This is a genomic window from Arthrobacter sp. MDT2-34-1 (assembly GCF_059091365.1).
On record NZ_JBNHGO010000001.1, the window covers coordinates 123,727 to 148,423 of the forward strand.

A 24,697-nucleotide genomic window follows, 5' to 3' on the forward strand; every position below is an offset into this window, starting at 1 on the left:
GGCGGCAGGGTAGGGGATTATGGAACCATGAGCCCCCTATCGACGGCCGAACGCCGCAGTCTCGACGACGCCCTCAACCGGGCCGGCTTTTATCCGCTGCTGGTTTCCGACGTGGTCCACGACGCCCTGGACGAGCGCGAGCCGCTGTCCCACCTGGTGCACCTGGAGACACACTTCGACCGCAACGAGGTGCACCGGCACATCACCGTGCTGGTGCTCACCGAGGACATGCTGGTGATCACGCACGTGGACGACCAGCAGCTGGACGACGAGGGCGAGCAGATGGTGGCGCAGATTTCCACCGAGTCGGTCCCGGTCAGCCAGATCCGCTCCGTGGTGCTCAGCTACGTCTACGCCCAGCCGCAGAACTACACCTCCGCCGACCAGGCCCGCGAACTGACTTTGGCCATCGCCTGGTCCGGCGGCCAGCGGCTGGACATGGGCCCGGCCGGTTGCGGCGATCCGCAGTGCGACGCCGACCACGGCTACACGGGCAATATCGTCCAGGAAGACATCGTGCTGCGGGTCAGCGCGGAGGCCGACGGGCTGCAGGCGGTCCAGAACGCCAAGGACTTTGCCCGCGCGCTGCGCAAGGTCAGCACCAGCCACCCGGAGCCCGCCGCCGCGCCGGGCCCGGTGCAGCAGCGCCCGCGCATCGGTAACCGCCTGGTCCGCGGCCACCACGGCCGCTGATCTGCGGGATCGACGCTGCGTGACGCTGATACAGGAACCGCTTCCGGCTGCCCCCGGCTACGGCCGCAACTCGCTCGCGGAGGTCATGACCAGTGCCGCGGCCGCGCTGGGCGCCGAGGGCTTCGATAATGAGCTGCAGTTGCCGCAGGCGCGGCGTGTGTGCGTGGTCATGGTGGACGGACTGGGCAAGGCGCTGCTGAAGCAGCGCGGCGGACATGCCCCCTTCCTGCGCCAGGCGATGGACAACTCGCGGACCCTCGGCAGCGCCCTTCCCTCGACGACGGCGGCGTCCCTTGCCAGCCTGGGGACCGGGCTGGCGCCCGGCCTGCACGGCATGGTCGGCTATGACGTCCTGGACCCTGGGCAGGACAAGGTGGTCAACCAACTCGGAGGCTGGGACCCCGGGGTGGACCCGCAGGTGTGGCAGCCGCATGCCACGGTGTTCGAACGTGTAGCCGGGCAGCTGCCGGTGACCACCGTCAGCCTGCCCCGGTTCGCGGAGTCGGGCATGACCCGGGCGGCGCTGCGCGGCAGCAGGTTCGTGCCCGGCGCCACCGGCCATGCCCGGACCCAGGCCACCGCGGAAGCCTTGGCGGCTACGGACCGGGCGTTGGTGTACCTCTATTTCAACGAACTGGACAAGGCGGGCCACCGGTTCGGCGCGGCCTCGGCCCAGTGGGGGCATGCACTGGAGGAACTTGACTCGGACATGCGCCGCCTGGCCCGGCAGCTTCCGGCCGATACGCTGCTGCTGCTGACCGCGGACCACGGCATGCTCGATGTGGCCGAGGAGTTCCGTTTCGACTACTCGGCGGACCCGGCCCTGGTGGCCGGGGTGCGGCACACCGGCGGCGAACCGCGGCTGGTCCACCTCTATTTCGAACCGGACGCCACGGCCGGGCAGCGCGAGCAGGTGGCCCGTGCCTGGCTGGAGCGGTATGGGAAGCAGGCCTGGGTGTTCACCCGGGAAGAGGCGGTCAGCCGCGGGTTCTTCGGTCGGGTGGACCCGCGGGTGTTGCCGCGCATCGGAGACCTGATGGTGGCTGCCCGGGAACCCGTGGCGTTCTACGACACCCGGCGCGTGCCGGAGACCGCGATGTCCGTGGTCGGCCAGCACGGCTCGCTGACGAAGGCGGAGCGGGAAGTGCCCCTGCTGACCCTGGTGGCTCCGGGCAAACGGCGCTAGTCCGCGCCCGCAGGCAGCGAGAGGTTGACGGGCCAGGCAGCCTGGCAGGCCGGACGCCCAGCCCGGGTCTTGGCTGCCGCCGGCGGCAGGTCAGTCGTGCTTGGTGCCGAAGACGATCTCGTCCCAACTGGGCACGCTGGAGCGCTTCGGCTTGATGGAGCGCTTGGGCGGTTCCGGGGCCGGATCCTCCCGCACCGTGTCTTTGGCCCCGGGTTCGGGATCGGCGGCGGTCTCCGCGCCGGCCTGCGCCGTCCGGGCCTTTTCCGCGGCCGCTCCGCTGCTGTTTTCCACGGTTTTCAGCGCTGCGGTGGAAGGACTGACAAACTCAATCCGGTCGTACGACGGGGCGCCCGTTTCCTGCGCGCCGCCGCCGGTCGCCGGCTCTGCGTCGGCCTCTTCCCCGGTGAGCTCGCCGTCCTGGTCGCGCACGCCGCTGCCGGTTGCCGCGGCCGGCTCGTCCCGCAGGAAACCGGGCGCGCCGGAGAGCGTGATTTCGTGCGTGTGGGTGCTGATCCCGTGCCCCAATTCCAGTGAAGAGACCGCGCCGTCGTCGTAGGCCGGGGCCAGCGTCAGCGGGAAGCCGGCGCGCGGCCGCGCGCCGGGATCGTCGCCGGAATCATCCGCGTCCTCGAACGAGTCGCGCGGGTGGGCCGCCGGAATCGGACCGTGGGTGAGCATCAAGGCCAGCGCGTCGTCGGCATCTTCGTCGACGCCCAGCCGCTGCCCCCGCCGGGAGCGCAGCACGTCCAGCAGCTCTTCCGACTCGGCGGACTGCCCGTCGTCCTGCCCGTCGTCCTGCCCGCCGTCCTCGTGCCCTGCCGGCTCGAGGTCCGGGTCCGCGCCGGTGTCGGCTTCGAAGTCGAAGACATGGTCGGTGACGGCCTTCAGCCGGCGCCCGGGGACCGGGCCGTCCACGGTTTCGAGCTCGCTCAGCTGCTGCGCCCACCGGTTGGCGTTCTGGATGGTGCGGCGGGCCGCATGGAAGACCCAGCGGGCGGGCGGTTCTTCCCCGATGGAGTCGGTGGCGGGAGCCGCCGGCGCGGTGAAGGACGCCACAACTTCCCACGTGCCGTCGCTGCGCCGCCAGGAATCCCAGTTCATCGACTCCGGGTCGATGCCGAAGGCGTGGATCCGGTGGTCCACCATTTCTCCCAGGGTGGCGGGCTCGTCGCCGAAGGCCGACCGGTAGCCGTCGTGGCCGGGCAGCGGGCCGGCGACTTCCACCTTGCGGGCCTGCTCGACGATGTAGTGGCGCTCGGCGAGGACCGGGCTTTCATAGCGCCGGATCCGCTGCAGGTCGAGGCCGGATTCGGCTGCGACCTCCTCGGCCGTGGCGCCCGCTCGGATGCGCGCCTGGATTTCGCGGGGGGACATACCGGCGTCCGACGGTTCGCCGGCACCGGGAGCGCGCGTTGTTGTCGGTCGGAAGACCGCTGTGCGCAGGGCTTCGTCTATGGCCAGACGGTAGTCGTCCCCACCTGCGCTCAACAGCAGATGTTCGCCATCCTCATGGACACCCACCAGCCGTAGATCCTGCATGAAAACCCTCCACCAGACGACACTTTATGCCTGAAACTCTGCCACCCATACCGGGCTTTTCCTATTGTTTTCGCGGGTGTGGCGCGGAGTTTGTGGCCAAGGTCGCCCCGGCCGGGCGCCGCGTCCGAAGGCGGCCGTGAACGCCCTGCGGCCCCCGGGTTTGGCAGGCGCACCGAAATCGGCAAGAATCTTCGCGTCACGGGCACAAAATCGACGGCGAACGCGTTGAGCCTGTGCACAGATCGTCAGGCACGGGCACGTGTCCCGGAACCGGGGGCCTGACGTGAAACTGGACCGGACCACCGGAGTGGGAGCAAAACAACAATGGCCACTGACTACGACGCCCCGCGGAAGCCTGACGAAGAGACCCACGAGGAGTCCATTGAAGAGCTGAAGTCGCACCGGCGGACCGACACGCAGTCGGCCGTCGTCGACGAGGACGAGGCCGAGGCCGCCGAGGGGTTCGAGTTGCCCGGCGCCGACCTCTCCGGCGAGGAACTGCTGGTCCGCGTACTCCCGGCCCAGCAGGACGAGTTCACCTGTGCTTCCTGCTTCCTGGTCCGCCACCGGTCGCAGGTGGCCAAGGAGAAAGACGGGCTGCTCTACTGCCGGGACTGCGAGGGGTAGCCGCCGGCAACCACGGGACCGGCCCCGCCGGGGGCCCGCCCCCCGGGGCCGCTAGGACGCGTCCGCGGCGGGGCGGTTCAGGGCCGCGGCGAGCTGCTGCGGCCGGCGCGTGGAGGCGATCCAGTAAGGGGTCAGATCCGTCTCGTCGGTGATTTCGATGGTGACCACCGGATCGATCCAGCCGCGCATGCACATGTACGCGGTGCCGTTCAGCTTGGGGCCGCGCTGCTCGGTGGCGGCCTCGCCGGTGAACGCTTCCACCCGCCCCACGTAGCGCCGCTCGATCTGGGCGCGGCCCACCTGCAGCATGGTGTCGGTGACCAGGATCCGCGGCGTGGAAGCGATCAGCAGGACGGCCAGCAGGATGGCCGCGACGACGGCGCCGATGATGCCCGCGGTCATGCTGATCGGTGCCAGCATGACGATGACCGCCGCGGCGGTGCCGGCGGCGATGAGCCAAACCCAGAAATTGGGCCACAGCCGCTCATCGAAGTGGGTCACGGAGGAAGGACCGCCGGCGGGACCGGAGCCGCCTGCAGGGGTCGCGGGTTGTGTCATGGACTCAGCTTTTCACCTTTTGACAGGCATTTCACCTTGCTCCCGGCGGGCCCCCGGATGCCCGCCCGCCCGCGGGCGCCACGGTTGAAAACGCGCTAGAGTGATGTGCGGAATATCTCAGCGGGCCCGGCCCTTGGCGGCCGCAGTCTTCCCGCCGCCACATCCGCAATCGCAAGGACAAACGATCACGAGTGCAGCAGACAACTGAAACGCTGACGGTCCAGCTGAAAATGCTCGACGACGGACTGGAACCGCCCGCCTACGCCCACCCGGGGGACGCCGGGGCCGACCTGCGGAGCCGAATCGATTTCCGGATCGCCCCGGGGGAGCGTGTCCTGGTGCCGACGGGCGTGGCGCTGGCGCTGCCGCACGGGTATGTTGCCCTGGTCCACCCACGCTCCGGGCTGGCCGCCAAGCACGGACTGACCATCGTCAACGCCCCCGGCACCGTGGACGCCGGTTACCGGGGCGAGATAGCGGTCACCTTGCTGAATACCGATGCCAGTGAAACGCTCACATTCAAGCGGGGGGACCGGATCGCGCAGCTGGTCATCCAGAAGGTGGAGACGGCCGCGTTCGAACGCGTCGCCGAGCTCCCGGATTCGACGCGGGGGGCCGGCGGATTCGGATCCACCGGAGGGTTCGGCGCCGGTTAGTTCCGCACGCGCGGTGCGGCGGGCACGCACCTGCGCGCCTGCCCGCCGCAGGCGGCATCCCCTCGGCGCAGACATTGAGCAACCCGGTGCAGGACCGGAGGAAGAGGAATCTCACGTTATGGCATTTGGGCGTTCCAAGAAGAGGAACCAGAACGACGGCGAAGGGCCGGAAGCCGCCGCGGCCGCACCTGGCGAGGATGCCACGCGGCCGGCGCCGGACAGCGGTCCCCGCCGGAACGGCCCCTACGACGACTCCGAGCAGGACACCGGTAACGGCTACCTGGATTTGGGCGCGCTGAAGGTCCGTCCCCGGGAGGGCCTGCAGCTGCGGCTGGAGGTCGAGGAAAAGTCCAAGCGGGTCGTTGCGGTGACCCTGGACCTGGCCGGTTCCAACTTGCAGCTCCAGGCATTTGCCGCGCCGAAATCCGAGGGGCTGTGGAAGGAAATCCGCACCCAGATCGCGAGTTCCGTGGGGTCACAGGGCGGCACGGTCCAAGAGATCGACGGACCGATGGGCACCGAGGTGGTGGCCAAGCTGCCGGCACAGACCGCCGACGGGAAGCAGGGCTTCCGGGTGGCCCGCTTCCTCGGCGTCGACGGGCCGCGCTGGTTCCTGCGCGGCGTGATCGGGGGACCCGCCGCGCTGGACCGGGCCAAGGCCGCGGACCTCGAGGAACTCTTCCGTTCCACCGTGGTGGTCCGGGGCTCGCAGCCGCTGCCGCCCAAGGACCTGCTGCAGCTCAAGATGCCCAAGGGCGTCCCGGGCCCGCCGCAACCCGAGGCGCCGCGCAACCCCGGACTGACCGCGCCCGAGCGGGGCCCGGAGATCACCGAGATTGGCTGACCGCTCCCGCGTCCATCGCGGCCCTGCGGACAGCCCCATCGCCCGGCTGCCAGAGCGCGGCCACGTCGCCGGAACCGGGTTGGTTGAGGCGATCACCATCGCGCCGCCGGGGCAGCCGCCGCGGTTTGCCGCCGTCGTCACCGACGCGGGCCAGCAGGAGCCGGGCAAGTCCCGTGACGGCGGGCACCCGCGGGTCCGGCTGGTCTGGCTGGGGCAGCGCCGCGTGCCCGGCATCGCGGCGGGCATCCGGTTGGCCTTCGAGGGAATGCTGTTCAGGGTGGAAGGAACCGCCACCATCTACAATCCGCGCTACGAGATCCTCAGCCCGTTGGAGAATTAACCCATGACAGATCAGCAGCCGGACTCCGGTCCGCACAGCGTGCCGCCGGCCGGGGACGGGCAGCCCTCCGGCGCGCGTCCGGAACCCGCGGGAGAACCGGGCAACAGGCGCCCGGACGCGGCCGAGGCGCTTGCCGGCGCCTACGCGGCGAGCGCCGCGGTCCACCGCACCGACGACGGACAGATCGACGTGCTGAAGACCGTGGGCGGCGTCCGCGGGCTGGCCGAGAGCATCCTGCCGGGCGTGATCTTCCTGGTGGTGTTCACCATCGGCCGGGAGCTCGGCCCGGCGCTGATCGGAGCGCTGGCGGCCGCCGCCGTCTTCACCGTGCTGCGCCTGGTGCAGCGGGGCACCGTGACGCAGGCCTTCTCCGGCCTCGTGGGGGTCGCCATCTGCGCCTTCGTCGCCAACAGCACGGGCCGGGCCGAGGACTTCTATGTCTGGGGCTTCATCACGAATGCCGCCTACATTCTGGTCATGCTGGTTTCGGTGGCCGTCAAGTGGCCGGTGCTGGGCCTGATCTTCGGGCTGATCCGCAGCGAGGGAACGGCATGGCGGCAGCAGCCGCAACGGCTGAAGGCGTACACCATGGCCACCTGGATCGTGATGGCGGTGCTCCTGCTGCGGCTTGTGGTGCAGCTTCCCCTCTACCTGATGGGCGAGGACGGCCTGGTGGCGCTGGGCACCACCCGCTTGCTCATGGGCGTGCCGCTGTACGCGCTGGGGCTGTGGCTGGCGTGGCTGGTCTCTCGCCCGGCGTCCGTCGAGGCCGCCCGGGCCGAGTGAGCCGGCCCGCCGCCGCCGCGGCCGGCCGGGCCGAGTGAGCTGGCCCGCCGCCGCCGCTGCCGGCCGGGCCGCGTGACCTAGTCGGCCGCCGCCGCGGCGGCGGGCCGGCCGGTCAGGACCGCACGCAGTTCGTCCTCGGCGGCGATGGTCGTGATGAAGAAGAGCTCGTCGCTGCCTTCCACCACGTCGTCAGGGCTCGGCGTGATCGGCGCGTCGTCGCGCAGGATGGCCACCACCGTGGCATCCTGCGGCCAGGCGATGGAGCCGAGCCGCTGACCGATCAGCGCCGAGTCCGCGGGAACCGTGAACTCGACCATGGACGCGACGCCGCTCTGCAAGGTCAGCAGCCGGACCAGGTCCCCGATCTCCACGGCTTCCTCCACCAGGGCGGTCATCAGGCGCGGGGTGTTCACGGCAACATCCACGCCCCAGGAGTCGTCGAACATCCAGTCGTTCTTGGGGTTGTTCACGCGTCCCACCGTGCGGCCGACGCCGAACTCGCTCTTGGCCAGCAGCGAGACCACCAGGTTGACCTTGTCGTCGCCGGTGGCCGAGACCACCACGTCGGCTTCTTCCAGCCGGGCTTCACGCAGGGTGGTGATCTCGCAGGCGTCGCCGATCAGCCAGCGCGCGCCCTTCAGCCCGCTGCGGCCGATCACCTCGGGCTTCGGATCGATCAGCAGGATGTCGTGGTTGTTCGAGAGCAACTCCCGAGCAATCGACGATCCGACGCTGCCGGCGCCGGCAATGACCACCCTCATTCGGACTCCTCCACGGGGGGCTTGGACAGGATCCTGTCGATTTCGAAGGTCGAATCCACCGCCATCATGGCGTGGACGATGTCGCCCTTTTGGTAGCGGGTGCCGCGGGCGGGCAGGATTCCCTCGCCGAAACGGGTCAGGTAGGCCACCCGGGCGCCGGAGGCGGCTTCAATCTCGGCCAGTTCCCGGCCCACCCAGCCGTCGTCCAGTTGCACCTCACCCAGGATCAGGCGGCCGGAGGCCTCACGGAAGTCGCCCTTGATGCCCTGTTCGGGCAGGATCCGCCGCAGCACCTGATCGGCGCTCCAGCGCACCGCGGCCACCGTGGGGATGCCGAGCCGCTGGTAGATCTCGGCGCGGCCGGGATCGTAGATGCGGGCCACCACATGCGGCACGTGGAAGGTTTCGCGGGCCACCCGGGTGGCGAGGATGTTGGAGTTATCGCCGCTGGAAACGGCAGCGAAGGCGTAGGCGTTCTCGATGTCTGCGTGCCGCAGGGTGTCGCGGTCGAATCCGACGCCGGTGACCTTGCGGCCGGTGAACCCCGAGCGCAGCCGGCGGAATGCCCGGTCGTCCTGGTCGATAATGGCCACGCTGTGCCCCGAGTCCTCCAGGGTGTGGGCCAGCGTCACGCCTACGCGCCCGCAGCCCATGATCACAAAGTGCGCCATCCACGTCCTTCCGGCACCCGCTGCAACGCGGGAATCAAATGTACTGCAACCATAACGCTGAACCGGTCCATCGATGCCATGAGCCCGGGGTTCGAAACGGCGCCGGCGCCAGCGCGCCGGTCGGGACCGCCTACCCGGCCGCGGGCTCCTGCAGGGCGGCGAGCACGTGCATGTGCTCCCGGTTCGACGGGTACAGGTGGCTGTAGGTGGCGTAGAGCTTTTCATACAGCGGAGCCGTCGCTAAATCGGGACTCACGGTCGCCGCCGTGCGCGCCCAGTTCGTCCCGGCGGGCACGGCCCCGGTGCCGATGGCGGCGAGCAGCGCGTCCCCGTAGCTGGCGCCGATGGCCTGTTCCGGGACCAGCTGTTCGCGCCCGCTGATGTTGCTGACGATTTCCGTCCAGAGCCTGGCCTTGGTGCCGCCGCCGACGGCCACGACGCGCCGGATCGGTTCGCCCGCGTGCTCGAGGTACTCCAGGATCTGCCGGATGCCGAAGCCGATGCCCTCATAGGCGGCACGAAACAGATGGCCGCGCCCGTGGCGCAGCGACAGGCCGGTGATCAGCCCGCGGGCGTCCGGGTCGAAGACAGGGGTCCGTTCGCCGGCGAAGTAGGGCAGCAGCAGCAGACCGTCGGATCCCGGCGGCACCGCGGCGGCCTCAGTGACGAGCTGCTCGAACGGGACGTCGCCGAACAGCCGCTGCAACCACGTGGTCAGGCTCCCGGACGTGGACATCCCCGCGGCCAAGGTCAGCGACCCCGGCTCCACGCCGGCCGTCGTCCAGAGCTTGGGTTCGGACCGGAACTCCCCGAGGACCTGGACGAAGAACATCGTGGAGCCGTACATCAGCATGAGGTCGCCCGGCTGCCGCACGCCCGCGCTGAACGCCTCGGCCCAGGCGTCGACGGTGCCCGCGCAGACCGGCACGCCCTCCGGCAGCCCCGTGGCATCGGCCGCCCGGCGGTGGACCCGGCCGCCGACGTCCGACGGCCACGCCAGCCGGGGCTCCGGCAGGTGGCCGGCGACGGCGCCGTACCGGTCCGGATGCCACCGGTTGCCGCGAAGGTCGTAGAGCGGATCGCATTGGCTGGCGGTGTGGTGGTCCAACACCAGCTCGCCGGTCAGCTTGGCCAGGATGAAGGAGTTCAGGCTGTGCCAGTTCCGGGCGCGGGCGAAGACCTCCGGCTCCCGGTTGCGGAGCCAGCGGAGCTTCGGTCCCACGGCCTGGGAGGACAGGACCTTGCCCGCCTCGCGAAAGATTTCCTCGGCACCGAACTCCTCCGTCAATTCGCGGATTTCGACGACGGCGCGCGCGTCGATTCCGTACAGGATCGCCGGCCGCAACGGGACCAGGTTCTCGTCCGTGACCACCAGGGACGGACCCATCGCGCTGACACACACGCCGGCGACGGCCCCGGCGTCGTTCCGCGACAAGAGCTCCCGGCACAGCCGGACCACTTCCGCCCACGCCCCGCCCTCGGCGTCGAACTCGGCCCAGCCGGGCCGCGGGTAGCTGACCTCGTGCGCGACCGCGGCGCTGTCCAGCACCCCGCCCCCGGCGTCCGCCAGCACGGCCTTGCTGCTGCCCGTGCCGATGTCGATGCCCAGGAACATGTCGCTCCGGCGGCCGGCCACTAGGCGCGGCCGTGCGAGGTGCGGGACTTGCGGGAGACGGCGTCGAGGATCACGGCCAGCAGCAGCACCAGGCCGGTGATCATGTACCGGAAAGAGGACTCAAGGTTCAGCAGGGTGAGGCCGCTGGAGATGGACTGGATGACCAGGATGCCCAGGAGGGCCGAGAAGGCCGAGCCGCGGCCGCCGAACAGGCTGGTCCCGCCGATCACCGCGGCGGCGATGGCGTTCAGGTTCACGTCCCCGGTGCCGCTGCTCTGCGCCGAGGCGGCCAACCGGCCGGCCGCCAGCATGCCGCCGACGGCCGCGAACGTCGAGCACAGGACGAAGATGGACACGTAGACGCGGTTGACGGCGATGCCGGCCCGCCGCGCCGCTTCCCGGTTGCCGCCGACGGCGTAGACGGAGCGGCCCCACTGGGTCCGGGTGAAGGCGTAGTGCATCACCAGCACCAGGGCGGCGAAGAAGACGAACATCCAGCCGACGCCGCGGGCCTGGTTCAGGTACCAGACCGCGAACAGCAGGATCACGGCCAGCAGGATGGTCTGCATCACGACCAGCCGCATCGGGCGCCCGGACAGGCCCGCCTTGACCCGCTGGCGGGAGAGCGTGAGCTGGCTGAGGAAGAAGCCGGCCACGCCGACGACCGCCAGCACGTACGACAGCCAGCCCGGCACGAAGGCCTGCTGGCCGAACCAGACGAGGAAGGAATCGAACGGCAGGTTGATGGTGCCCTCGACCCCGAGCACGAACAGTTGCAGTCCGAGGAAACCGAGCAGGCCGGCCAGCGTGATCACGAAGGACGGGACCCCGAACCTGGTGTAGACCAGCGAATAGACCAGCCCGATCACGGCGCCGGCCGCCATCGCGGTCAGGATCGCCAGCCCGATGGGCCAGTCCTGCTTGATGAAGGTGACTCCCACGATCGCGGCCGACAGGCCGCTGACGGAGCCGACGGACAAATCGATTTCGCCGACCAGCAGGACGCAGACGATGCCCAGCGCGATGACCCCGACGGCGGCGCTTTCCAGCAGCAGGTTGACCAGGTTGGCGCTGGAGAGGAAGAACGGGTTGAGCACCTGGAAGATGGACCAGATGACCAGCAGCCCGACGACGATGGGCAGCACGCCCAGGTCGCCGCCGCGGACCCGGTTGATCCCGACCTTGACGGCGCCCTTGAAGCCCTCGGTCCGGATCAGCCGTTCGTCCTGCAGGTCGGTGGCCACCGGGATGACCGGGGCGGCTGGATTCGTTGTCATGGTACGGTCCCTTCTTCCGGTGCTCCTGCCCCCGACCCCTGTCGGCCCGCGCTTCCGGCGGCCTGGCCGGGCGGGAGCGAGCCTCCGCCCGGTCCGCCCAGCCCGGCCCCCTCGGCCCCGCCGTTCGTTCCTGCCGCGCCGCCCGCCGCCGCTGCCCCGGTCTGGGCGGCGCGCTGGGTCACGACGTTGTCCGTGGCTCCGGTGATGGCGGCGATCAGGTCGTCGGTCGAGACGTCCTTCATCCGGAACGTGCCGTTGTTCTTCCCCAGCCGCAGCACCGCGACACGGTCGGAGACGGCTTTGACGTCCTGCATGCTGTGGCTGATCATGATCACCGCGAGGCCGTTTTCGCGCAGCCGCTCCACCAGGTTCAGCACCTCGGCCGTCTGCGCCACGCCGAGGGCTGCGGTGGGCTCGTCGAGGATGATGAGCTTGGGGCTGCCGAGCAGCGACCGGGCGATGGCGACGGTCTGGCGCTGGCCGCCGGAGAGGGAGGCAACCGCGATGCGGACCGAGGGGATCTTCGCCGAGAGCTGGCGCAGCAGCTTCCACGACTGGACCTCCATCTCCACTTCGTTCAGCCGCCAGGCGCCCAGCTCCCGGCCGAGGAAGAGGTTGTCTACCACGCTGAGGTTGTCGCAGAGGGCGAGGTCCTGGAATACCGTGGCGATGCCCAGCTGAATGGAATCCACCGGCGTGTGGATCGTCACGTCCTGGCCGTCGAAGTTCACGGTACCGGCGTCCTGGGGATGCACGCCCGCGAGGATCTTGACCAGCGTCGACTTCCCGGCGCCGTTGTCGCCGACGAGGGCGACCACTTCGCCGGCGTGGACGTCCAGGTCGATGTCGGTCAAGGCGGCCACGGCACCGAAGTGCTTGCTCACGCCCCGCATGGACAGTACCGGGGCGGTAGCCTCCGGCCGTTCCGCTGACACAGTGGACACTGCTTCCCCTTCCCTTACGACGGCAGTGCCGCGGTGGGCGCGGCACCGCCGTTCGCGGCTGCGCTACTTGATGCCGAGTTCGTCGCAGCCCGCCTTGTACTCGCCGGTGCAGATTTCTTCAGGCTTGTAGATGCCGCCGTCGAAAATCACTTCCTTGACGTTCTCCTTGGTGACCACCGTCGGCACGAACAGCGCTGACGGGGTGTTAAAGAGCGTCGCGTCGGGTTCGGGGGTCTCGCCGTTGAGCAGCTGGACCGCCACCTCTGCCGACTTTTCGGCGACTATCTTGATGGGCTTGGAGATCGTGTTGTACTGGTCGCCCTTGATGATCCGCTGGATCGCGGCGACCTCCGCGTCGTTGCCGGTGACCGGCGGGAAGGGCGAGACACCGGCGGCCTTCAGGGCGGCGATGGAGCCGCCGGCCGTGCCGTCGTTGGCGGCCACGATGCCGGTGATGTCTTCACCGAACTGGGTGATCTGGCCGGCCACCCAGTCCTGGGCCTTCGACGGCTGCCACTCCGGGGTGTCATACGAGGCCAGGATTTTATGCTCGCTGGCCTCGACCGCTTCCGTCGCGCCCTCCTTGATCAGCTGCGCGGCCCGGTCCGTGGGGGAGCCGTTGACCATCAGCACCCCTCCGGTCTCTTCGCCGTCGGCGTCCAGCTTCTTGACCAGGTCCTCGGCGATGAGGCTGCCGATCTTCTTGTTGTCGAAGGAGACGTAGAAGTCCGCCGGCGTGTCCGGGACCGGCCGGTCGTAGGTGACAACCTTGATGCCCTGGCCCTTCGCGGTGTTGACCAGCGAGGCGGCAGCGGTGCTGTCCACCGGGTCCAGGACCAGGACCTCGACGCCCTGGGTGATCATGGCGTTGGCCTGCTGCTGCTGCTTGTTCGCGTCGCCGTCGGCGTTCTGGTACAGCACCTCGCAGCCGCCGCACAGTTCTTCGACCTTGGCCTTGAACAGCGGGCTGTCCTGCTGCTCGTAGCGGGTCGAAGCACGGTCCGGCATCAGGAACGCGATCTTGCCCTCGGCCTGGCCGCCGCCACCGCCTGCTGTCCCGCCGCCGCCGCCTCCGGCACCGCCGCCTTCACCGCCGCCGCCACCACCGCAAGCAGTCATGCCGGCTGCAAGAACGAGGGCCGTGGTGAGGCCCATGATTCCCCGTGTGTTCTTCTTGTTCATCGGAACTCCTCTTACTGGGGGCGTGCCGCGTTGCCGTTCGTGCGTTCCGGCGTCCGCGGTCAGAGCCGCTGGGGGTAGATCATCGCCTTGAGCGATTCGGGTTCGGTGGAGGTGTTTTCCAGGGCGGCCGCGGTCTGCGGCAGGGCAAAGCTGTGTGTTACCAGTCCCTCCAGGTTGATCCGGCCGGAGGACACCAGGTCAATGCCCAGCGGCCAGGTGTTGTTGTACCGGTTCACCATCGAGATGGTGATCTCCTTCCAATTGAGCGTGGACAGGGGCAGCGGCACCTCGTCGGCCTTGGCCAGGCCGATGACGGCTGCCCGCCCGGCCTCGCGCAACCGGCCGAGCCCGGAGGCGAGGACGCCGCCGGCGCCCGAGCATTCCAGCAGCACGTCAAAGGTTTGCGCCGCGGGCGCGTCGCTCTTCTCCACCGCGAAGCCGTGGTCGCGGGCCACGCCGAGCCGGTACTCGGAGATGTCCGTGACCGTGACGCTTCCCGCGCCGAGGGCCCGCGCCGCCTCGGCGGCAAGCAGGCCCACCGGTCCGGCGCCGGTGATCAGCACGTCGTCGCCGGCCTGGAGGTTCGCCCGCCGGCAGCCCCACAACCCCACGGACAGCGGCTCGAGCAGCGCGCCGTCTTCGTAGCTCATCGAATCCGGGATCGGGAAGTAGCAGCGGGCGTCCATGGCCAGGTACTGCAGCAGTGCGCCGTCGTAGGGCGGGGTGGCCAAAAATTCGAGGTTCGGGCAGAGGTGGTAGCGCCCCGCCCGGCACTCTTCGCAGCTGCGGTCCGGCGTGCCCGGCTCGACGGCCACCCGGTCGCCGACGCGCACGTTGCCGACGCCTTCGCCGACGGCGACCACCTCGCCGGAGACCTCGTGCCCCAGGATGAACGGGCCGTCAACGACGAAGGGGCCGATCTTCCCGTAGCGGTAATAGGCGACGTCGGAGCCGCAGACCCCCACGGCTTCCACCCGGATCACGGCCTGGCCCCGGCCCGGCTCGGGCATCGGGCGCTCCTGCATCTCGATGCTGCTCAGGCCGGTCATCACGGCGGCGGCATTGCCCATCTAAGACTCCTTAGCGAGCAGTCACTGGGTCAAACGGCCCCGGACCCCCGAATGTGATACAACGCACATTCATACGCATATGCTAACCCCGGCGGACGTGCCGCCGCTATGAAAGTGCGGGTCGGAGGCCCCCTGGCCCCGTAAATTCCGGCCGGCAGTCTAGACTCTAAGCCGTGAAGATCCGGACCCACTGGCTGCATGTGCCACCGAGGGAAACGTGCTGACATTCCTCGATGCCCTCAAGCGGGTCCTGGTGGGCAAGCCGTTCCGCAGCGAGCGGCTGAAGCAGGATGCGCTGCCGCGGCGCCTGGCGGTTCCGGTCTTCTCAGCGAACGCGCTCTCCTCGGTGGCCTACGCCCCGGACGAGATCCTGCTCACGCTGGCACTGGCGGGCGTCGCGGCGATCGCCCTGTCGCCCTGGGTCGGACTGGCGGTCATGGTGGTGCTGCTGGTCCTGGTGGCTTCCTACCGGCAAAGCATCCACGCGTATCCATCCGGCGGCGACTACGCGATCGCCACCAGGAACCTGGGCAAGCCGGCGGGCATCACGGTGGGCTCCGCGCTGATGTTGGACTACGTGCTCACCGTCGCGGTGTCCATGTCTTCGGCGGCCCACTACCTCGTGTCCGCCGTTCCGGCGCTCAAGGGCTGGCAGCCCGGAGCGGCCGTCGCCGGCATCGCGATCCTCGCCCTGCTCCATCTGCGCGGGCTGGGACGCGGGCGCCTGACCGTGGCGATCGCCACCTATGTCTTTGTGGGCACCGTGCTGCTGATGTGCCTGGCCGGATTTGTCCTTGACCTCACCGGAAACCTGGGCGAGGCACCCAGCGCTGCGTTCGACGTCGTGCCGGAACCCGGCCTGGAGGCGGGCCTGACCGGGCTGGCCGGCGCACTGCTGGTACTGCGGGCCTTCTCCACGGGCGCCGCGGCACTCACCGGCTTGGAGACACCGGCCAGCAATGTGCCGGCCTTCGAGAAGCCGCGCGCCAGGAACGCCGGCTTTGCGCTGCTGATGCTGGGCATCTCCGCAACCGTGATCACCATGGCGGTGATGTACCTGGCCCGGGCCACGGAGGTGCGGGTGGTGCAGGTCCCGGCCGACCAGCTGCGGCTGGACGGAGGGCCGCTGCCGGCGGGCTATTTCCAGTCCCCGGTGCTCAGCCAGCTGGCGGAGACGGTTTTCGGCGGCGGCGCCCCGCTCTTCTACCTGACGGTCGCGGCCACCGCAGCAATCCTGGTGCTGGCCAGCCATTCGGCGTTCAACGCCTTCCCGCAGCTGGCATCGATCCTCGCCACCGACGGCTTCCTGCCCCGCCAGCTGCGAACCCGCGGGGACCGGCTCAGCTACAGCAACGGTGTGCTCGCACTGGCGGCCGCGGCCGTGGTGCTGGTGCTGATGTTCAACGCGGACGTCACCCGGCTGATCCCGCTCTACGTCATCGGCGTGATCGTTTCCTTCACCTGCAGCCAGCTGGGCATGATCCGGCACTGGTCCCGCGAAATACGGGCCACGCCGCACCGCCCGGTGCGGCGCCGGATGCTGCGCTCGCGGTTCATTAACATGGTCGGTTTCATCCTGACCGTGACCGTGCTGGTGGTGGTACTGGTCAGCAAGTTCGTTTTCGGAGCCTGGCTGGCCGTGCTCGGCATCATCCTGCTCGGGCTGGTCATGCACAGCATCAACCGCCATTACGTCCAGGTCGCCCGCGAGCTCGCGATCGACCCGGACCAACCGACCACCGCGCTGCCGTCCCGGGTACACGCAGTCATCCTGGTCTCGCACGTACGCAAACCGACGCTCCGGGCGCTTGCCTTCGCCCGGGCCTCGCGGCCGTCCCGGCTCGACGCCGTGGTGGTGGACCTGGACCGGGAACAGACCGAGCAGACCCTGCGCGACTGGGAGAAGCTCAACATCCCGGTTCCGATCACGGTGCTCGCTTCCCCGTACCGCGAGACCACCACGCCGATCATCGACTACATCAAGAGCATCCGCCGGGACTCGCCCCGCGAACTGGTGGTGGTCTACATCCCCGAATACGTGGTGGGACGCTGGTGGGAGCAGCTGGTGCACAACCAGACCGCGCTGCGCATCAAGACCCGCCTGCACTTCGAGCCCGGCGTCATGGTGGCCAGCGTGCCGTGGCAACTGGCCTCCTCCGATTCCGTCCGCCGCTACCAGGAGCTTTCATGACCGACCCCGCACCGCAACTGATCGAGCTGACCGTCGGCGCTCCGGCGCACGGAGGCCACTTCGTCGCGCGGCACGACGGCCGGGTGGTGTTCGTCCGGCACGCTCTGCCCGGGGAGCGGGTCCTGGCACGCGTCACCGAGGGCGGACCGGACGCGGGATTCTGGCGGGCGGACACCGTCCAGGTGCTGGAAGCGTCTCCGGACCGGGTGGAGCATCCCTGGGCGCCGGCGGACGCGTTGGCCGCGGCCGAAGCCGGCCGGCCGGCCGTGGGCGGCGCCGAGTTCGGCCACATCGGGCTGGACGCCCAGCGCCGGCTGAAGGGCCTGATCTTCGCCGAACAGCTGCAACGTCTGGCCAAGCTGGAACGGCAGGTCACCGTGGAAGCCCCCGCGGGGGAGTACGACGACGGGCTCGGCTGGCGCACGCGCGCCGCGTTCGGCGTGGGGTCCGACGGGCGCCTCGCCATGCACGCGCACCGGTCCGATGAGCTGATACCCGTCGAGGCGATGCCGCTGGCCGCGGACGGGGTCAACGACCTGCGGTTGTGGGAGTTGGATCTTTCGGGGCTGGAGCGGGTGGAGGTGGCCGCGCCCGCCGACGGGAGCACGCCGCTGGTGCTGTTGGTGCCCGGCGCGGGGACAACGCCCAAACGGTTGGCGAAGATCGCCGACCGGATCGAACCCGGCGTGTCGGTTGCCGCGTGGGAGCCCGTGCCCGGGCGGCTCACCCGGTTGCGGGGACGCATTTGGGTTTCCGAAACCAACGGGCGGCACCAGTACCGCGTGACGGGAGACGGCTTCTGGCAGATTCACCGGCTGGCGCCGGCCACGTTGACTGCCGCCGTCCTGGACGGTGTTGCGCCCCGGGCGGGGGAGAGGGTGGCCGACCTCTATGCGGGTGCCGGACTTTTCACGGCGCCCTTGGCGGATGCCGTCGGGGTGACCGGCAACGTTCTCTCCGTCGAGGGCTCGCCGGCCGCCAGCAAAGACGCCCGCAAGAACCTGCACGGTTTCGGGCAGGTCGAGATCCTCCAGGGCAAGGTCGAGCGGGTGCTGCGCTCGCAGCCCGAAGAGATGGACGCCGTCGTCCTTGACCCGCCCCGCGCGGGCGCCGGAAAAGCCGTGGTGCAGGCGGTGGCCGCCCGAAACCCGCGGGCGGTCGGCTACGTGTCCTGTGACCCGGCGTCCTTCGCCCGGGACCTGGGCTACTTCCTGCAGCTGGGCTGGAACCTCGACTCGCTGCACGTGTTCGACCTGTACCCGCATACCCACCACATGGAGTCCTTTGCCGTGCTCACACCGGGGCGCCGCTGAGCGGGAGTGCGCGAATCCCGGCTGTGAGGCAGGCCACGGGCGCCGCTCCGGTTCCTGCCAACCGGCTACCCGATAGGATGGGGGCAGCGGTTCCGGACGAAGCATATTGTCTCTGGCTTGTAAATTCTGCGGGCTGCGGCGCGTCAAAAAGGCCAGAGGCCGAGCCCACAGCTGTCCCTTCACACTTAGGGATGCCTAACTAGCGGGTGGTTGCCGCCCGGACAAAGATAAAGTGTGGCGAGAGGAGTCCTGTCATGAGTAATGTGGACAGCTTCGGTTCCAAAGGCGTCTTGAACGTCGCCGGGACCGAGTATGAGATATTCCGGCTGAGTGCCGTTGAAGGTGCCGAGAGCCTTCCGTTCAGCCTCAAGGTCCTGCTGGAGAACCTGCTTCGCACCGAAGATGGTGCGAACATCACGGCGGACCACGTCCGCGCCCTGGCCGGCTGGAACCCCGACGCGCAGCCGGACACCGAGATCCAGTTCACCCCCGCCCGCGTCATCATGCAGGACTTCACCGGTGTTCCGTGTGTCGTCGACCTGGCCACCATGCGCGAGGCCGTCAAGGAGCTCGGCGGCGACCCGAAGCGCGTGAACCCGCTGGCCCCGGCCGAACTGGTGATCGACCACTCGGTCCAGATCGATGTCTTCGGCAACGCCGGCGCGCTCGAGCGCAACATGGAGATCGAGTACCAGCGCAACGGCGAACGCTACCAGTTCCTGCGCTGGGGACAGACCGCCTTCGAAGACTTCAAGGTGGTCCCGCCGGGAACCGGCATCGTGCACCAGGTCAACATCGAATACCTGGCCCGCACCGTGATGACCCGCGAGGTCGACGGCAAGCTGCGCGCCTACCCGGACACCCTGGTCGGCACCGACTCGCACACCACCATGGTCAACGGCCTGGGCGTGCTCGGCTGGGGCGTCGGCGGCATCGAGGCCGAGGCCGCCATGCTCGGCCAGCCCGTCTCGATGCTGATTCCGCGCGTCGTCGGCTTCAAGCTCACCGGCTCCATCCCCGCCGGCGCCACCGCCACCGACGTCGTGCTGACGATCACCGAGATGCTGCGCAAGCACGGCGTGGTGGGCAAGTTCGTGGAGTTCTACGGCGAAGGCGTGGCAGCGGTGCCGCTGGCCAACCGCGCCACCATCGGCAACATGAGCCCGGAGTTCGGCTCGACCGCCGCCATGTTCCCGATCGACGACGTCACCCTGGACTACCTGCGCCTGACCGGCCGCTCCGAGGAGAACATCGCCCTGGTCGAGGCGTACACCAAGGAACAGGGCCTCTGGCACGATCCGTCGCACGAACTGAAGTTCTCCGAATACCTTGAGCTGGACCTGTCCACCGTTGTTCCGTCCATCGCCGGTCCCAAGCGGCCGCAGGACCGCATCGCCCTGACGTCCGCCAAGAACCAGTTCCGCAAGGACCTGCAGAGCTACGTCGGCACCGGCAACGAGGACGCCCTGGACGAGGCCCTGGAAGAGTCCTTCCCGGCGTCGGATGCCCCGGCCATGACCTCCACGGTCCGTCACGCTGCCGCTGCGGAGGCCGGCGGCGTGAAGTCCGGCACCGCGCAGGCCGACGATCGTCCCTCCGGCGGTTCGGCCGCCCAGGGACGCCACGTCGCCCTGCCCGGCGACGGCCGCGCCTCCAAGCGCGTCCACGTCACCATGGAAGACGGGCGCGAGTTCGAACTGGACCACGGTGCGGTGTCCATCGCCTCGATCACCTCCTGCACCAACACGTCGAACCCGTCGGTCATGCTGGCCGCGGCCGTGCTGGCCCGCAATGCGGTGGAGAAGGGCCTGGCGTCCAAGCCGTGGGTCAAGACCTCCATCGCCCCGGGCTCCAAGGTCGTCACCGATTACTACGAAGAGTCCGGCCTGATCCCGTACCTGGAGAAGCTCGGCTTCTTCGTGGTCGGTTATGGCTGTGCCACCTGCATCGGAAACTCCGGCCCGCTGGAGCCCGAAATCTCGCAGGCGGTCCAGGACAACGACCTGTCGATCACGTCGGTGCTGTCGGGTAACCGCAACTTCGAAGGCCGCATCAACCCGGACGTCAAGATGAACTACCTGGCGTCCCCGCCGCTGGTCGTCGCCTACGCCCTGGCCGGCACCATGGACTTCGACTTCGAGAAGCAGCCGCTGGGCCAGGACCCGGAGGGCAACGACGTGTTCCTGAAGGACATCTGGCCGAACCCGGTCGAGGTCCAGCAGGTGATCGACTCCTCGATCAACAAGGAGATGTTCGCCAAGGGCTACGAGGGCGTGTTCGAGGGCGACGACCGTTGGAAGGCGCTCGAGACCCCGGCAGGCGATACCTTCGCCTGGGATCCGAACTCCACGTACGTGCGGAAGCCACCGTACTTCGAAGGCATGAGCGCCACGCCGGAGCCGGTGCAGGACATCAGCGGCGCGCGGGTGCTCGCCAAGCTGGGCGACTCGGTCACCACCGACCACATCTCCCCGGCCGGTTCGTTCAAGTCCGACAGCCCCGCCGGCCGTTACCTGCTGGAAAACGGCGTGGAGCGCAAGGACTTCAACTCCTACGGTTCCCGCCGCGGCAACCATGAGGTGATGATCCGCGGCACCTTCGCCAACATCCGGCTGCGCAACCAGCTGCTGGACAACGTGGAGGGCGGCTTCACCCGCGACTTCACCCAGCCCGGCGGTCCGCAGGCCTACATCTACGACGCCGCCATGAACTACCAGGCCGCCGGCACCCCGCTGGTGGTGCTGGCCGGCAAGGAGTACGGCTCCGGCTCGTCCCGCGACTGGGCTGCCAAGGGCACCGCGCTGCTGGGTGTCAAGGCCGTCATCGCCGAAAGCTTCGAGCGGATCCACCGTTCGAACCTGATCGGCATGGGTGTGCTGCCGCTGCAGTTCCCGGCCGGCGAGTCCGCTGCGTCGCTGGGCCTGTCCGGCACGGAGACCTTCTCCATCGAGGGCGTGACCGCGCTGAACGAGGGCACCACCCCGAAGACGCTGAAGGTCACCGCCACCGGCGAGGACGGCGGCACCAAGAGCTTCGACGCGGTGGTGCGGATCGACACCCCGGGTGAAGCCGACTACTACCGCAACGGCGGCATCCTGCAGTACGTGCTGCGCCAGATCTCGGCGAACTAGCCCCCGGTCCGGCACACACCGCACAGCGGCCCAACGCAGGGCGGGCGTCCGATGGACGTCCGCCCTGCGGCGTCTGGCCAGGGCACCAGCGTGCTGTAGGGCTCGGTCCCCGGCCACGCGTCGGCCGCGTTGTGTGCACCCTCGCACCAGGGGAACGCAGAGTGGCGGAGGGATGGCGGTAGGATTAACCGACGCTTTGTGAAGGAAAGGACCTGCTCTGTGGGATTGCTCGAGACCATCCGCGAGCCGCGCGACCTGCGCCGGATCGACATGGTCCAGTTGCAGGACCTGGCCCGGGAAATCCGCCAGTTCCTGATCACGAACGTCGCACAGACCGGCGGACATCTCGGCCCGAACCTTGGGGTCGTCGAGCTGACCCTCGGCATCCACCGCGTGTTCGACTCCCCGCACGACAGCATCGTCTTTGACACCGGCCACCAGTCCTACGTGCACAAACTGGTCACCGGGCGGCAGGACTTCGGCACGCTGCGGCAGCAGGGCGGGCTGGCCGGCTATCCGGACCGCGCCGAATCGGTGCACGACATCGTCGAAAGCTCGCACGCGTCGTCGTCGTTGTCCTGGGCCGACGGCATCTCCCGCGCCCGCCGGCTGACCGGCGAAGGCGACCGCTACGTCGTCGCGGTGGTGGGCGACGGCGCCCTCACCGGCGGCATGGCATGGGAAGCCGTGAACAACATCGCCGCGGACCGAGCACGGCGCGTGGTGATCGTGGTCAACGACAACGGGCGCTCCTACGCCCCGACGATCGGCGGGCTGGCCGACCAGCTGGCCGCGCTGCGCCGGACCACCATCGACAAGGTCCGCACCCACCAGGCCTACGAAGGCACCCTGGACTGGTGGAAAAGGAAGCTGCAGTCGGGCGGGTCGCTGGGCCAGTTCGCCTACCGGAGCCTGCACGCGACCAAGAAGGGCATCAAGGACTGGTGGGCGCCGCAGGGCCTGTTCGAGGACCTGGGCATGAAGTACATCGGCCCGATCGACGGGCACGACCTGGAGGCCGTCGAGGCCGCGCTGACGCAGGCCAAGAACTACCGGGGCCCGGTCATTGTCCACACCATGACCGAAAAGGGCCGCGGCTACGCGCCCGCCCGCGCCCACGAGGCGGACCAGTTCCACGCCGTGGGCGTCATCGACCCGGAGACCGGCGAACCCGTAGAGTCCGGCGGCCGGCAGTCCTGGACCTCCGTGTTCGCCGACGAGATCGCCGAGATCGCCGACGAGCGCCAGGACATCGTCGGTATCACCGGCGCCATGCTGATCCCGGTGGGCCTGCAAAAATTCGCCAGTAAGCATCCGGACCGTGTCTTCGACGTCGGCATTGCGGAGCAGCACGCGCTGGCCAGCGCCGCCGGCATGGCCTACGGCGGACTCCACCCGGTGGTGGCCCTCTACGCAACGTTCCTGAACCGCGCGTTCGACCAGCTCCTGATGGACGTCGCGCTGCACAAGGCCGGCGTCACCGTTGTACTCGACCGGGCGGGGGTGACCGGCCCGGACGGGCCCAGCCACCACGGCATGTGGGACATGTCGCTGCTGCAGATCGTGCCGGGGCTACACCTGGCCGCCCCCCGCGACGCCACCCGGTTGAGGGAAGAGCTGCGCGAGGCGGTGTCCGTCGACGATGCCCCCACCGTGGTCCGTTTCTCGAAGGGCTCGGTGGGGCCAGAGGTTGAGGCCCTGGAACGGCTTAAGGACGGCGTCGACGTGCTGGCGCGCCGGCCGTCCGGCTCCACCGAAAACGACGTGCTGATCGTCAGCATCGGCGCCATGAGCGAACTGGCGCTGGATGTCTCGAACCGGCTCGGCGCCCAGGGCATCAGCTCCACCGTTGTCGACCCGCGCTGGGTGCTGCCGGTGCCCCGCTCGATCATCGGCCTTGCGGCCCGGCACCGGATCGTCGTCGTGATCGAAGACGGCGTGCGCGCCGGCGGCGTCGGATCCCGGATCCGCCAGGAGATGCGTGCCGCCGGTGTGGACACGGCGCTGAACGAGGTCGGCCTCCCGGTCGAGTTCCTGGTCCACGGCACCCGCGCCGAGGTCCTGGAGCGCGTGGGCCTCACCGCGCAGCAGGTGGCCCAGGACACCGTCGCGCAGGTGCTGGGCACCAAGGTCCCGTTCGCGCGCCCGCTGCCCGGCCAGGAACTGCCGACCGGCCAGATTCCCAAGATCCAGTGACCGGCCGCATCCCCGCCGAGGCCCGGCCCGGCGAGATGGTGGTGTTCCGCAACTGGAAGTACGACGGCGCTGCCCACTGGCTGGTGCCCGGCACCTACCTCGGCTCCGACGGTTTCGGCGACTGGATCTTCCAGCCGGCCGGCTCGCTGGTCGCCCGGCCCGGCATCGCCTTCTTCGCGGCCTCCGACGCGGTGCAGTTACTGCCACGGGAAGGCGACTACGTGGCGACGTTCTACGACGACACCTACCCGGGCGACTTTCGCATCTACATCGACCTGGCCACCGGCATCCGGGTGGACCCGCTGCTTCCGGCCGGCTGGGAAGTCCAGCTCACGGACATGGACCTGGACGTGGTCCGCTCCGTCAGCGGCGGCGTGTACATCGACGACGAGGACGAATTCGCCGAACACCGGGTCACCATGGACTATCCGCCGGCGCTGGCCGAACGGATCCAGGCCAGCTGCCGGGCGCTCTACGGGCAGGTGGCGGCTGAGGCCGCGCCGTTCGACGGAACGGCCCTGACATGGTTGAACAAAGGACGGACATGAGTTTCCTTCGGGTGTACAAGAAGAACGACGACGGCGGGCTGGTGTTCCGCGAGGCGTGGTTCGACGAAGACTACGGCCAGTTCGTGGTCAACCACGGAACGGTGGGCCACCAGAGCACCACGCAGGAGAGCCGGGACGTCAACGCCGAGGCCGCCGAGTCGCTGATGGACGCGTTCGCTGCCCAGTGCGCCGAAGACGGCTACGCGGAGCTCGCGCCGGGGGAGCAGCACTGGGTGATTGCCCAGTATGCGCTGAAGACGGCGGACGGCAGCGACCGGGACCGTTACCTCGAGGACAAAGCCAAACGCACCATCACCGAGTACTTCGCCTGGCGCGGGCTCGGGACCGTGGAGAAGACCGAATTCGTCCCGCACAAGCTCAACATCTATGTTCTGGCGCCGGATGCGGCCAGGGCGGTGGCCGGCCTGAAGGTCTGCCTCCGCGAAGCCAAACTCGACTTCACCAAGCTGAGCATCGGCGTCGCGCCGCACGGGGACCTCGCCGCGGTCAAGCAAAAGCATCCGCTGCCGGCCAAGACGGCGTTCAGCCTGTAGGCCCGGCGGCCGTCG

22 protein-coding genes are annotated in these 24,697 nt (G+C 69.3%); 13 read left to right on the forward strand and 9 right to left on the reverse strand.

Features of this window, described 5'->3' with window-relative positions; translation table 11 throughout:
- Positions 1–27: 27 nt before the first annotated feature.
- Together AC5RVV_RS00515 and AC5RVV_RS00520 are read left to right on the forward strand one after the other, a co-directional pair.
- The gene (locus tag AC5RVV_RS00515; RefSeq protein WP_493977911.1) at positions 28–693 is read left to right on the forward strand and encodes a DUF5998 family protein; all 666 of its coding nucleotides are present in this window, start codon (positions 28–30) and stop codon (positions 691–693) included.
- A gap of 85 nt (positions 694–778) precedes the next feature.
- Entirely contained in the window at positions 779–1,879 is a 1,101-nt protein-coding gene (locus tag AC5RVV_RS00520) for an alkaline phosphatase family protein (protein WP_494001243.1), read from the forward strand.
- Positions 1,880–1,969: 90 nt separating this feature from the next.
- Here AC5RVV_RS00520 and sepH read toward each other — a convergent pair whose 3' ends face one another.
- Positions 1,970–3,418, reverse strand: a complete 1,449-nt coding sequence (gene sepH / locus AC5RVV_RS00525) for a septation protein SepH (protein ID WP_493999512.1) — start codon at positions 3,416–3,418, stop codon at positions 1,970–1,972.
- 324 nt (positions 3,419–3,742) lie between these two features.
- Between sepH and AC5RVV_RS00530 the strand changes: the two genes are divergently transcribed.
- The gene (locus AC5RVV_RS00530) at positions 3,743–4,045 is read left to right on the forward strand and encodes a DUF4193 domain-containing protein (protein WP_493987423.1); all 303 of its coding nucleotides are present in this window, start codon (positions 3,743–3,745) and stop codon (positions 4,043–4,045) included.
- Positions 4,046–4,096: 51 nt separating this feature from the next.
- Here the strand turns inward: AC5RVV_RS00530 and AC5RVV_RS00535 are convergent, their stop codons facing one another.
- Positions 4,097–4,603 carry a DUF3093 domain-containing protein gene (locus tag AC5RVV_RS00535; RefSeq protein ID WP_493999513.1) on the reverse strand — a complete coding sequence of 169 codons (507 nt, stop codon included), beginning with the start codon at positions 4,601–4,603 and terminating at the stop codon, positions 4,097–4,099.
- 191 nt (positions 4,604–4,794) lie between these two features.
- Between AC5RVV_RS00535 and dut the strand changes: the two genes are divergently transcribed.
- From dut to AC5RVV_RS00555, 4 genes are all read left to right on the forward strand, one after another.
- Complete coding sequence (dut, locus tag AC5RVV_RS00540) at positions 4,795–5,259, forward strand: dUTP diphosphatase (protein ID WP_493999514.1); 465 nt, start codon at positions 4,795–4,797, stop codon at positions 5,257–5,259.
- Positions 5,260–5,377: 118 nt separating this feature from the next.
- Positions 5,378–6,103: a DUF3710 domain-containing protein gene (locus AC5RVV_RS00545; RefSeq protein WP_493999515.1), complete on the forward strand. Its 726-nt coding sequence runs from the start codon at positions 5,378–5,380 to the stop codon at positions 6,101–6,103.
- Positions 6,096–6,443 (forward strand): hypothetical protein, encoded by a 348-nt coding sequence (locus AC5RVV_RS00550; protein WP_493999516.1) that lies wholly within the window; start codon positions 6,096–6,098, stop codon positions 6,441–6,443. Before AC5RVV_RS00545 ends, AC5RVV_RS00550 begins: the two co-directional genes overlap by 8 nt.
- Positions 6,444–6,446: 3 nt before the next feature.
- Positions 6,447–7,229 carry a DUF3159 domain-containing protein gene (locus tag AC5RVV_RS00555; RefSeq protein WP_493999517.1) on the forward strand — a complete coding sequence of 261 codons (783 nt, stop codon included), beginning with the start codon at positions 6,447–6,449 and terminating at the stop codon, positions 7,227–7,229.
- A 77-nt stretch (positions 7,230–7,306) separates the two neighbouring features.
- Here the strand turns inward: AC5RVV_RS00555 and AC5RVV_RS00560 are convergent, their stop codons facing one another.
- From AC5RVV_RS00560 to AC5RVV_RS00590, 7 genes are all read right to left on the reverse strand, one after another.
- Positions 7,307–7,990, reverse strand: coding sequence for a potassium channel family protein (locus AC5RVV_RS00560; RefSeq protein WP_493999518.1), 684 nt, complete (start codon positions 7,988–7,990; stop codon positions 7,307–7,309).
- On the reverse strand, positions 7,987–8,661 hold the full coding sequence (locus AC5RVV_RS00565) for a potassium channel family protein (RefSeq protein WP_493977903.1): 675 nt from the start codon (positions 8,659–8,661) through the stop codon (positions 7,987–7,989). Before AC5RVV_RS00565 ends, AC5RVV_RS00560 begins: the two co-directional genes overlap by 4 nt.
- 130 nt (positions 8,662–8,791) lie before the next feature.
- Positions 8,792–10,276, reverse strand: a complete 1,485-nt coding sequence (locus AC5RVV_RS00570) for an FGGY-family carbohydrate kinase (protein ID WP_493999519.1) — start codon at positions 10,274–10,276, stop codon at positions 8,792–8,794.
- Between the two features lie 20 nt (positions 10,277–10,296).
- Complete coding sequence (locus AC5RVV_RS00575; RefSeq protein ID WP_493999520.1) at positions 10,297–11,553, reverse strand: sugar ABC transporter permease; 1,257 nt, start codon at positions 11,551–11,553, stop codon at positions 10,297–10,299.
- The gene (locus AC5RVV_RS00580) at positions 11,550–12,446 is read right to left on the reverse strand and encodes an ATP-binding cassette domain-containing protein (protein WP_494001244.1); all 897 of its coding nucleotides are present in this window, start codon (positions 12,444–12,446) and stop codon (positions 11,550–11,552) included. Before AC5RVV_RS00580 ends, AC5RVV_RS00575 begins: the two co-directional genes overlap by 4 nt.
- 114 nt (positions 12,447–12,560) lie before the next feature.
- Positions 12,561–13,679: an ABC transporter substrate-binding protein gene (locus AC5RVV_RS00585; RefSeq protein WP_493999521.1), complete on the reverse strand. Its 1,119-nt coding sequence runs from the start codon at positions 13,677–13,679 to the stop codon at positions 12,561–12,563.
- Between the two features lie 59 nt (positions 13,680–13,738).
- A complete protein-coding gene (locus AC5RVV_RS00590) occupies positions 13,739–14,749 on the reverse strand; it encodes an NAD(P)-dependent alcohol dehydrogenase (RefSeq protein ID WP_493999522.1) in 1,011 nt (336 codons plus the stop codon).
- A gap of 217 nt (positions 14,750–14,966) precedes the next feature.
- Between AC5RVV_RS00590 and AC5RVV_RS00595 the strand changes: the two genes are divergently transcribed.
- The 6 genes from AC5RVV_RS00595 to AC5RVV_RS00620 all read left to right on the forward strand — a co-directional run bounded on the left by AC5RVV_RS00595 (position 14,967) and on the right by AC5RVV_RS00620 (position 24,682).
- Positions 14,967–16,940 (forward strand): APC family permease, encoded by a 1,974-nt coding sequence (locus tag AC5RVV_RS00595; RefSeq protein ID WP_493999523.1) that lies wholly within the window; start codon positions 14,967–14,969, stop codon positions 16,938–16,940.
- The gene (locus AC5RVV_RS00600; protein ID WP_493999524.1) at positions 16,937–18,253 is read left to right on the forward strand and encodes a class I SAM-dependent RNA methyltransferase; all 1,317 of its coding nucleotides are present in this window, start codon (positions 16,937–16,939) and stop codon (positions 18,251–18,253) included. The genes AC5RVV_RS00595 and AC5RVV_RS00600 overlap by 4 nt, the downstream gene beginning before the upstream one ends.
- Positions 18,254–18,507: 254 nt before the next feature.
- Positions 18,508–21,384 (forward strand): aconitate hydratase, encoded by a 2,877-nt coding sequence (locus AC5RVV_RS00605; RefSeq protein ID WP_493999525.1) that lies wholly within the window; start codon positions 18,508–18,510, stop codon positions 21,382–21,384.
- A 219-nt stretch (positions 21,385–21,603) separates the two neighbouring features.
- On the forward strand, positions 21,604–23,580 hold the full coding sequence (gene dxs, locus AC5RVV_RS00610) for a 1-deoxy-D-xylulose-5-phosphate synthase (protein WP_493999526.1): 1,977 nt from the start codon (positions 21,604–21,606) through the stop codon (positions 23,578–23,580).
- On the forward strand, positions 23,577–24,128 hold the full coding sequence (locus AC5RVV_RS00615; protein ID WP_493999527.1) for a DUF402 domain-containing protein: 552 nt from the start codon (positions 23,577–23,579) through the stop codon (positions 24,126–24,128). Before dxs ends, AC5RVV_RS00615 begins: the two co-directional genes overlap by 4 nt.
- Positions 24,125–24,682 (forward strand): hypothetical protein, encoded by a 558-nt coding sequence (locus AC5RVV_RS00620; RefSeq protein ID WP_493999528.1) that lies wholly within the window; start codon positions 24,125–24,127, stop codon positions 24,680–24,682. Before AC5RVV_RS00615 ends, AC5RVV_RS00620 begins: the two co-directional genes overlap by 4 nt.
- Positions 24,683–24,697 lie beyond the last annotated feature (15 nt).

Bases quoted from the DNA above. Each gene is read 5' to 3' on its own strand.
- AC5RVV_RS00545 (WP_493999515.1), top strand. From the start codon at position 5,378: ATGGCATTTGGGCGTTCCAAGAAGAGGAACCAGAACGACGGCGAAGGG.
- AC5RVV_RS00605 (WP_493999525.1), top strand. From the start codon at position 18,508: ATGAGTAATGTGGACAGCTTCGGTTCCAAAGGCGTCTTGAACGTCGCC.
- sepH (WP_493999512.1), bottom strand. From the start codon at position 3,418: ATGCAGGATCTACGGCTGGTGGGTGTCCATGAGGATGGCGAACATCTG.
- AC5RVV_RS00600 (WP_493999524.1), top strand. From the start codon at position 16,937: ATGACCGACCCCGCACCGCAACTGATCGAGCTGACCGTCGGCGCTCCG.
- AC5RVV_RS00555 (WP_493999517.1), top strand. From the start codon at position 6,447: ATGACAGATCAGCAGCCGGACTCCGGTCCGCACAGCGTGCCGCCGGCC.
- AC5RVV_RS00530 (WP_493987423.1), top strand. From the start codon at position 3,743: ATGGCCACTGACTACGACGCCCCGCGGAAGCCTGACGAAGAGACCCAC.
- AC5RVV_RS00620 (WP_493999528.1), top strand. From the start codon at position 24,125: ATGAGTTTCCTTCGGGTGTACAAGAAGAACGACGACGGCGGGCTGGTG.
- AC5RVV_RS00580 (WP_494001244.1), bottom strand. From the start codon at position 12,446: ATGCGGGGCGTGAGCAAGCACTTCGGTGCCGTGGCCGCCTTGACCGAC.
- AC5RVV_RS00570 (WP_493999519.1), bottom strand. From the start codon at position 10,276: ATGTTCCTGGGCATCGACATCGGCACGGGCAGCAGCAAGGCCGTGCTG.
- AC5RVV_RS00565 (WP_493977903.1), bottom strand. From the start codon at position 8,661: ATGGCGCACTTTGTGATCATGGGCTGCGGGCGCGTAGGCGTGACGCTG.
- AC5RVV_RS00520 (WP_494001243.1), top strand. From the start codon at position 779: ATGACCAGTGCCGCGGCCGCGCTGGGCGCCGAGGGCTTCGATAATGAG.
- AC5RVV_RS00560 (WP_493999518.1), bottom strand. From the start codon at position 7,990: ATGAGGGTGGTCATTGCCGGCGCCGGCAGCGTCGGATCGTCGATTGCT.
- AC5RVV_RS00590 (WP_493999522.1), bottom strand. From the start codon at position 14,749: ATGGGCAATGCCGCCGCCGTGATGACCGGCCTGAGCAGCATCGAGATG.
- AC5RVV_RS00515 (WP_493977911.1), top strand. From the start codon at position 28: ATGAGCCCCCTATCGACGGCCGAACGCCGCAGTCTCGACGACGCCCTC.
- AC5RVV_RS00585 (WP_493999521.1), bottom strand. From the start codon at position 13,679: ATGAACAAGAAGAACACACGGGGAATCATGGGCCTCACCACGGCCCTC.
- AC5RVV_RS00535 (WP_493999513.1), bottom strand. From the start codon at position 4,603: ATGACACAACCCGCGACCCCTGCAGGCGGCTCCGGTCCCGCCGGCGGT.
- AC5RVV_RS00575 (WP_493999520.1), bottom strand. From the start codon at position 11,553: ATGACAACGAATCCAGCCGCCCCGGTCATCCCGGTGGCCACCGACCTG.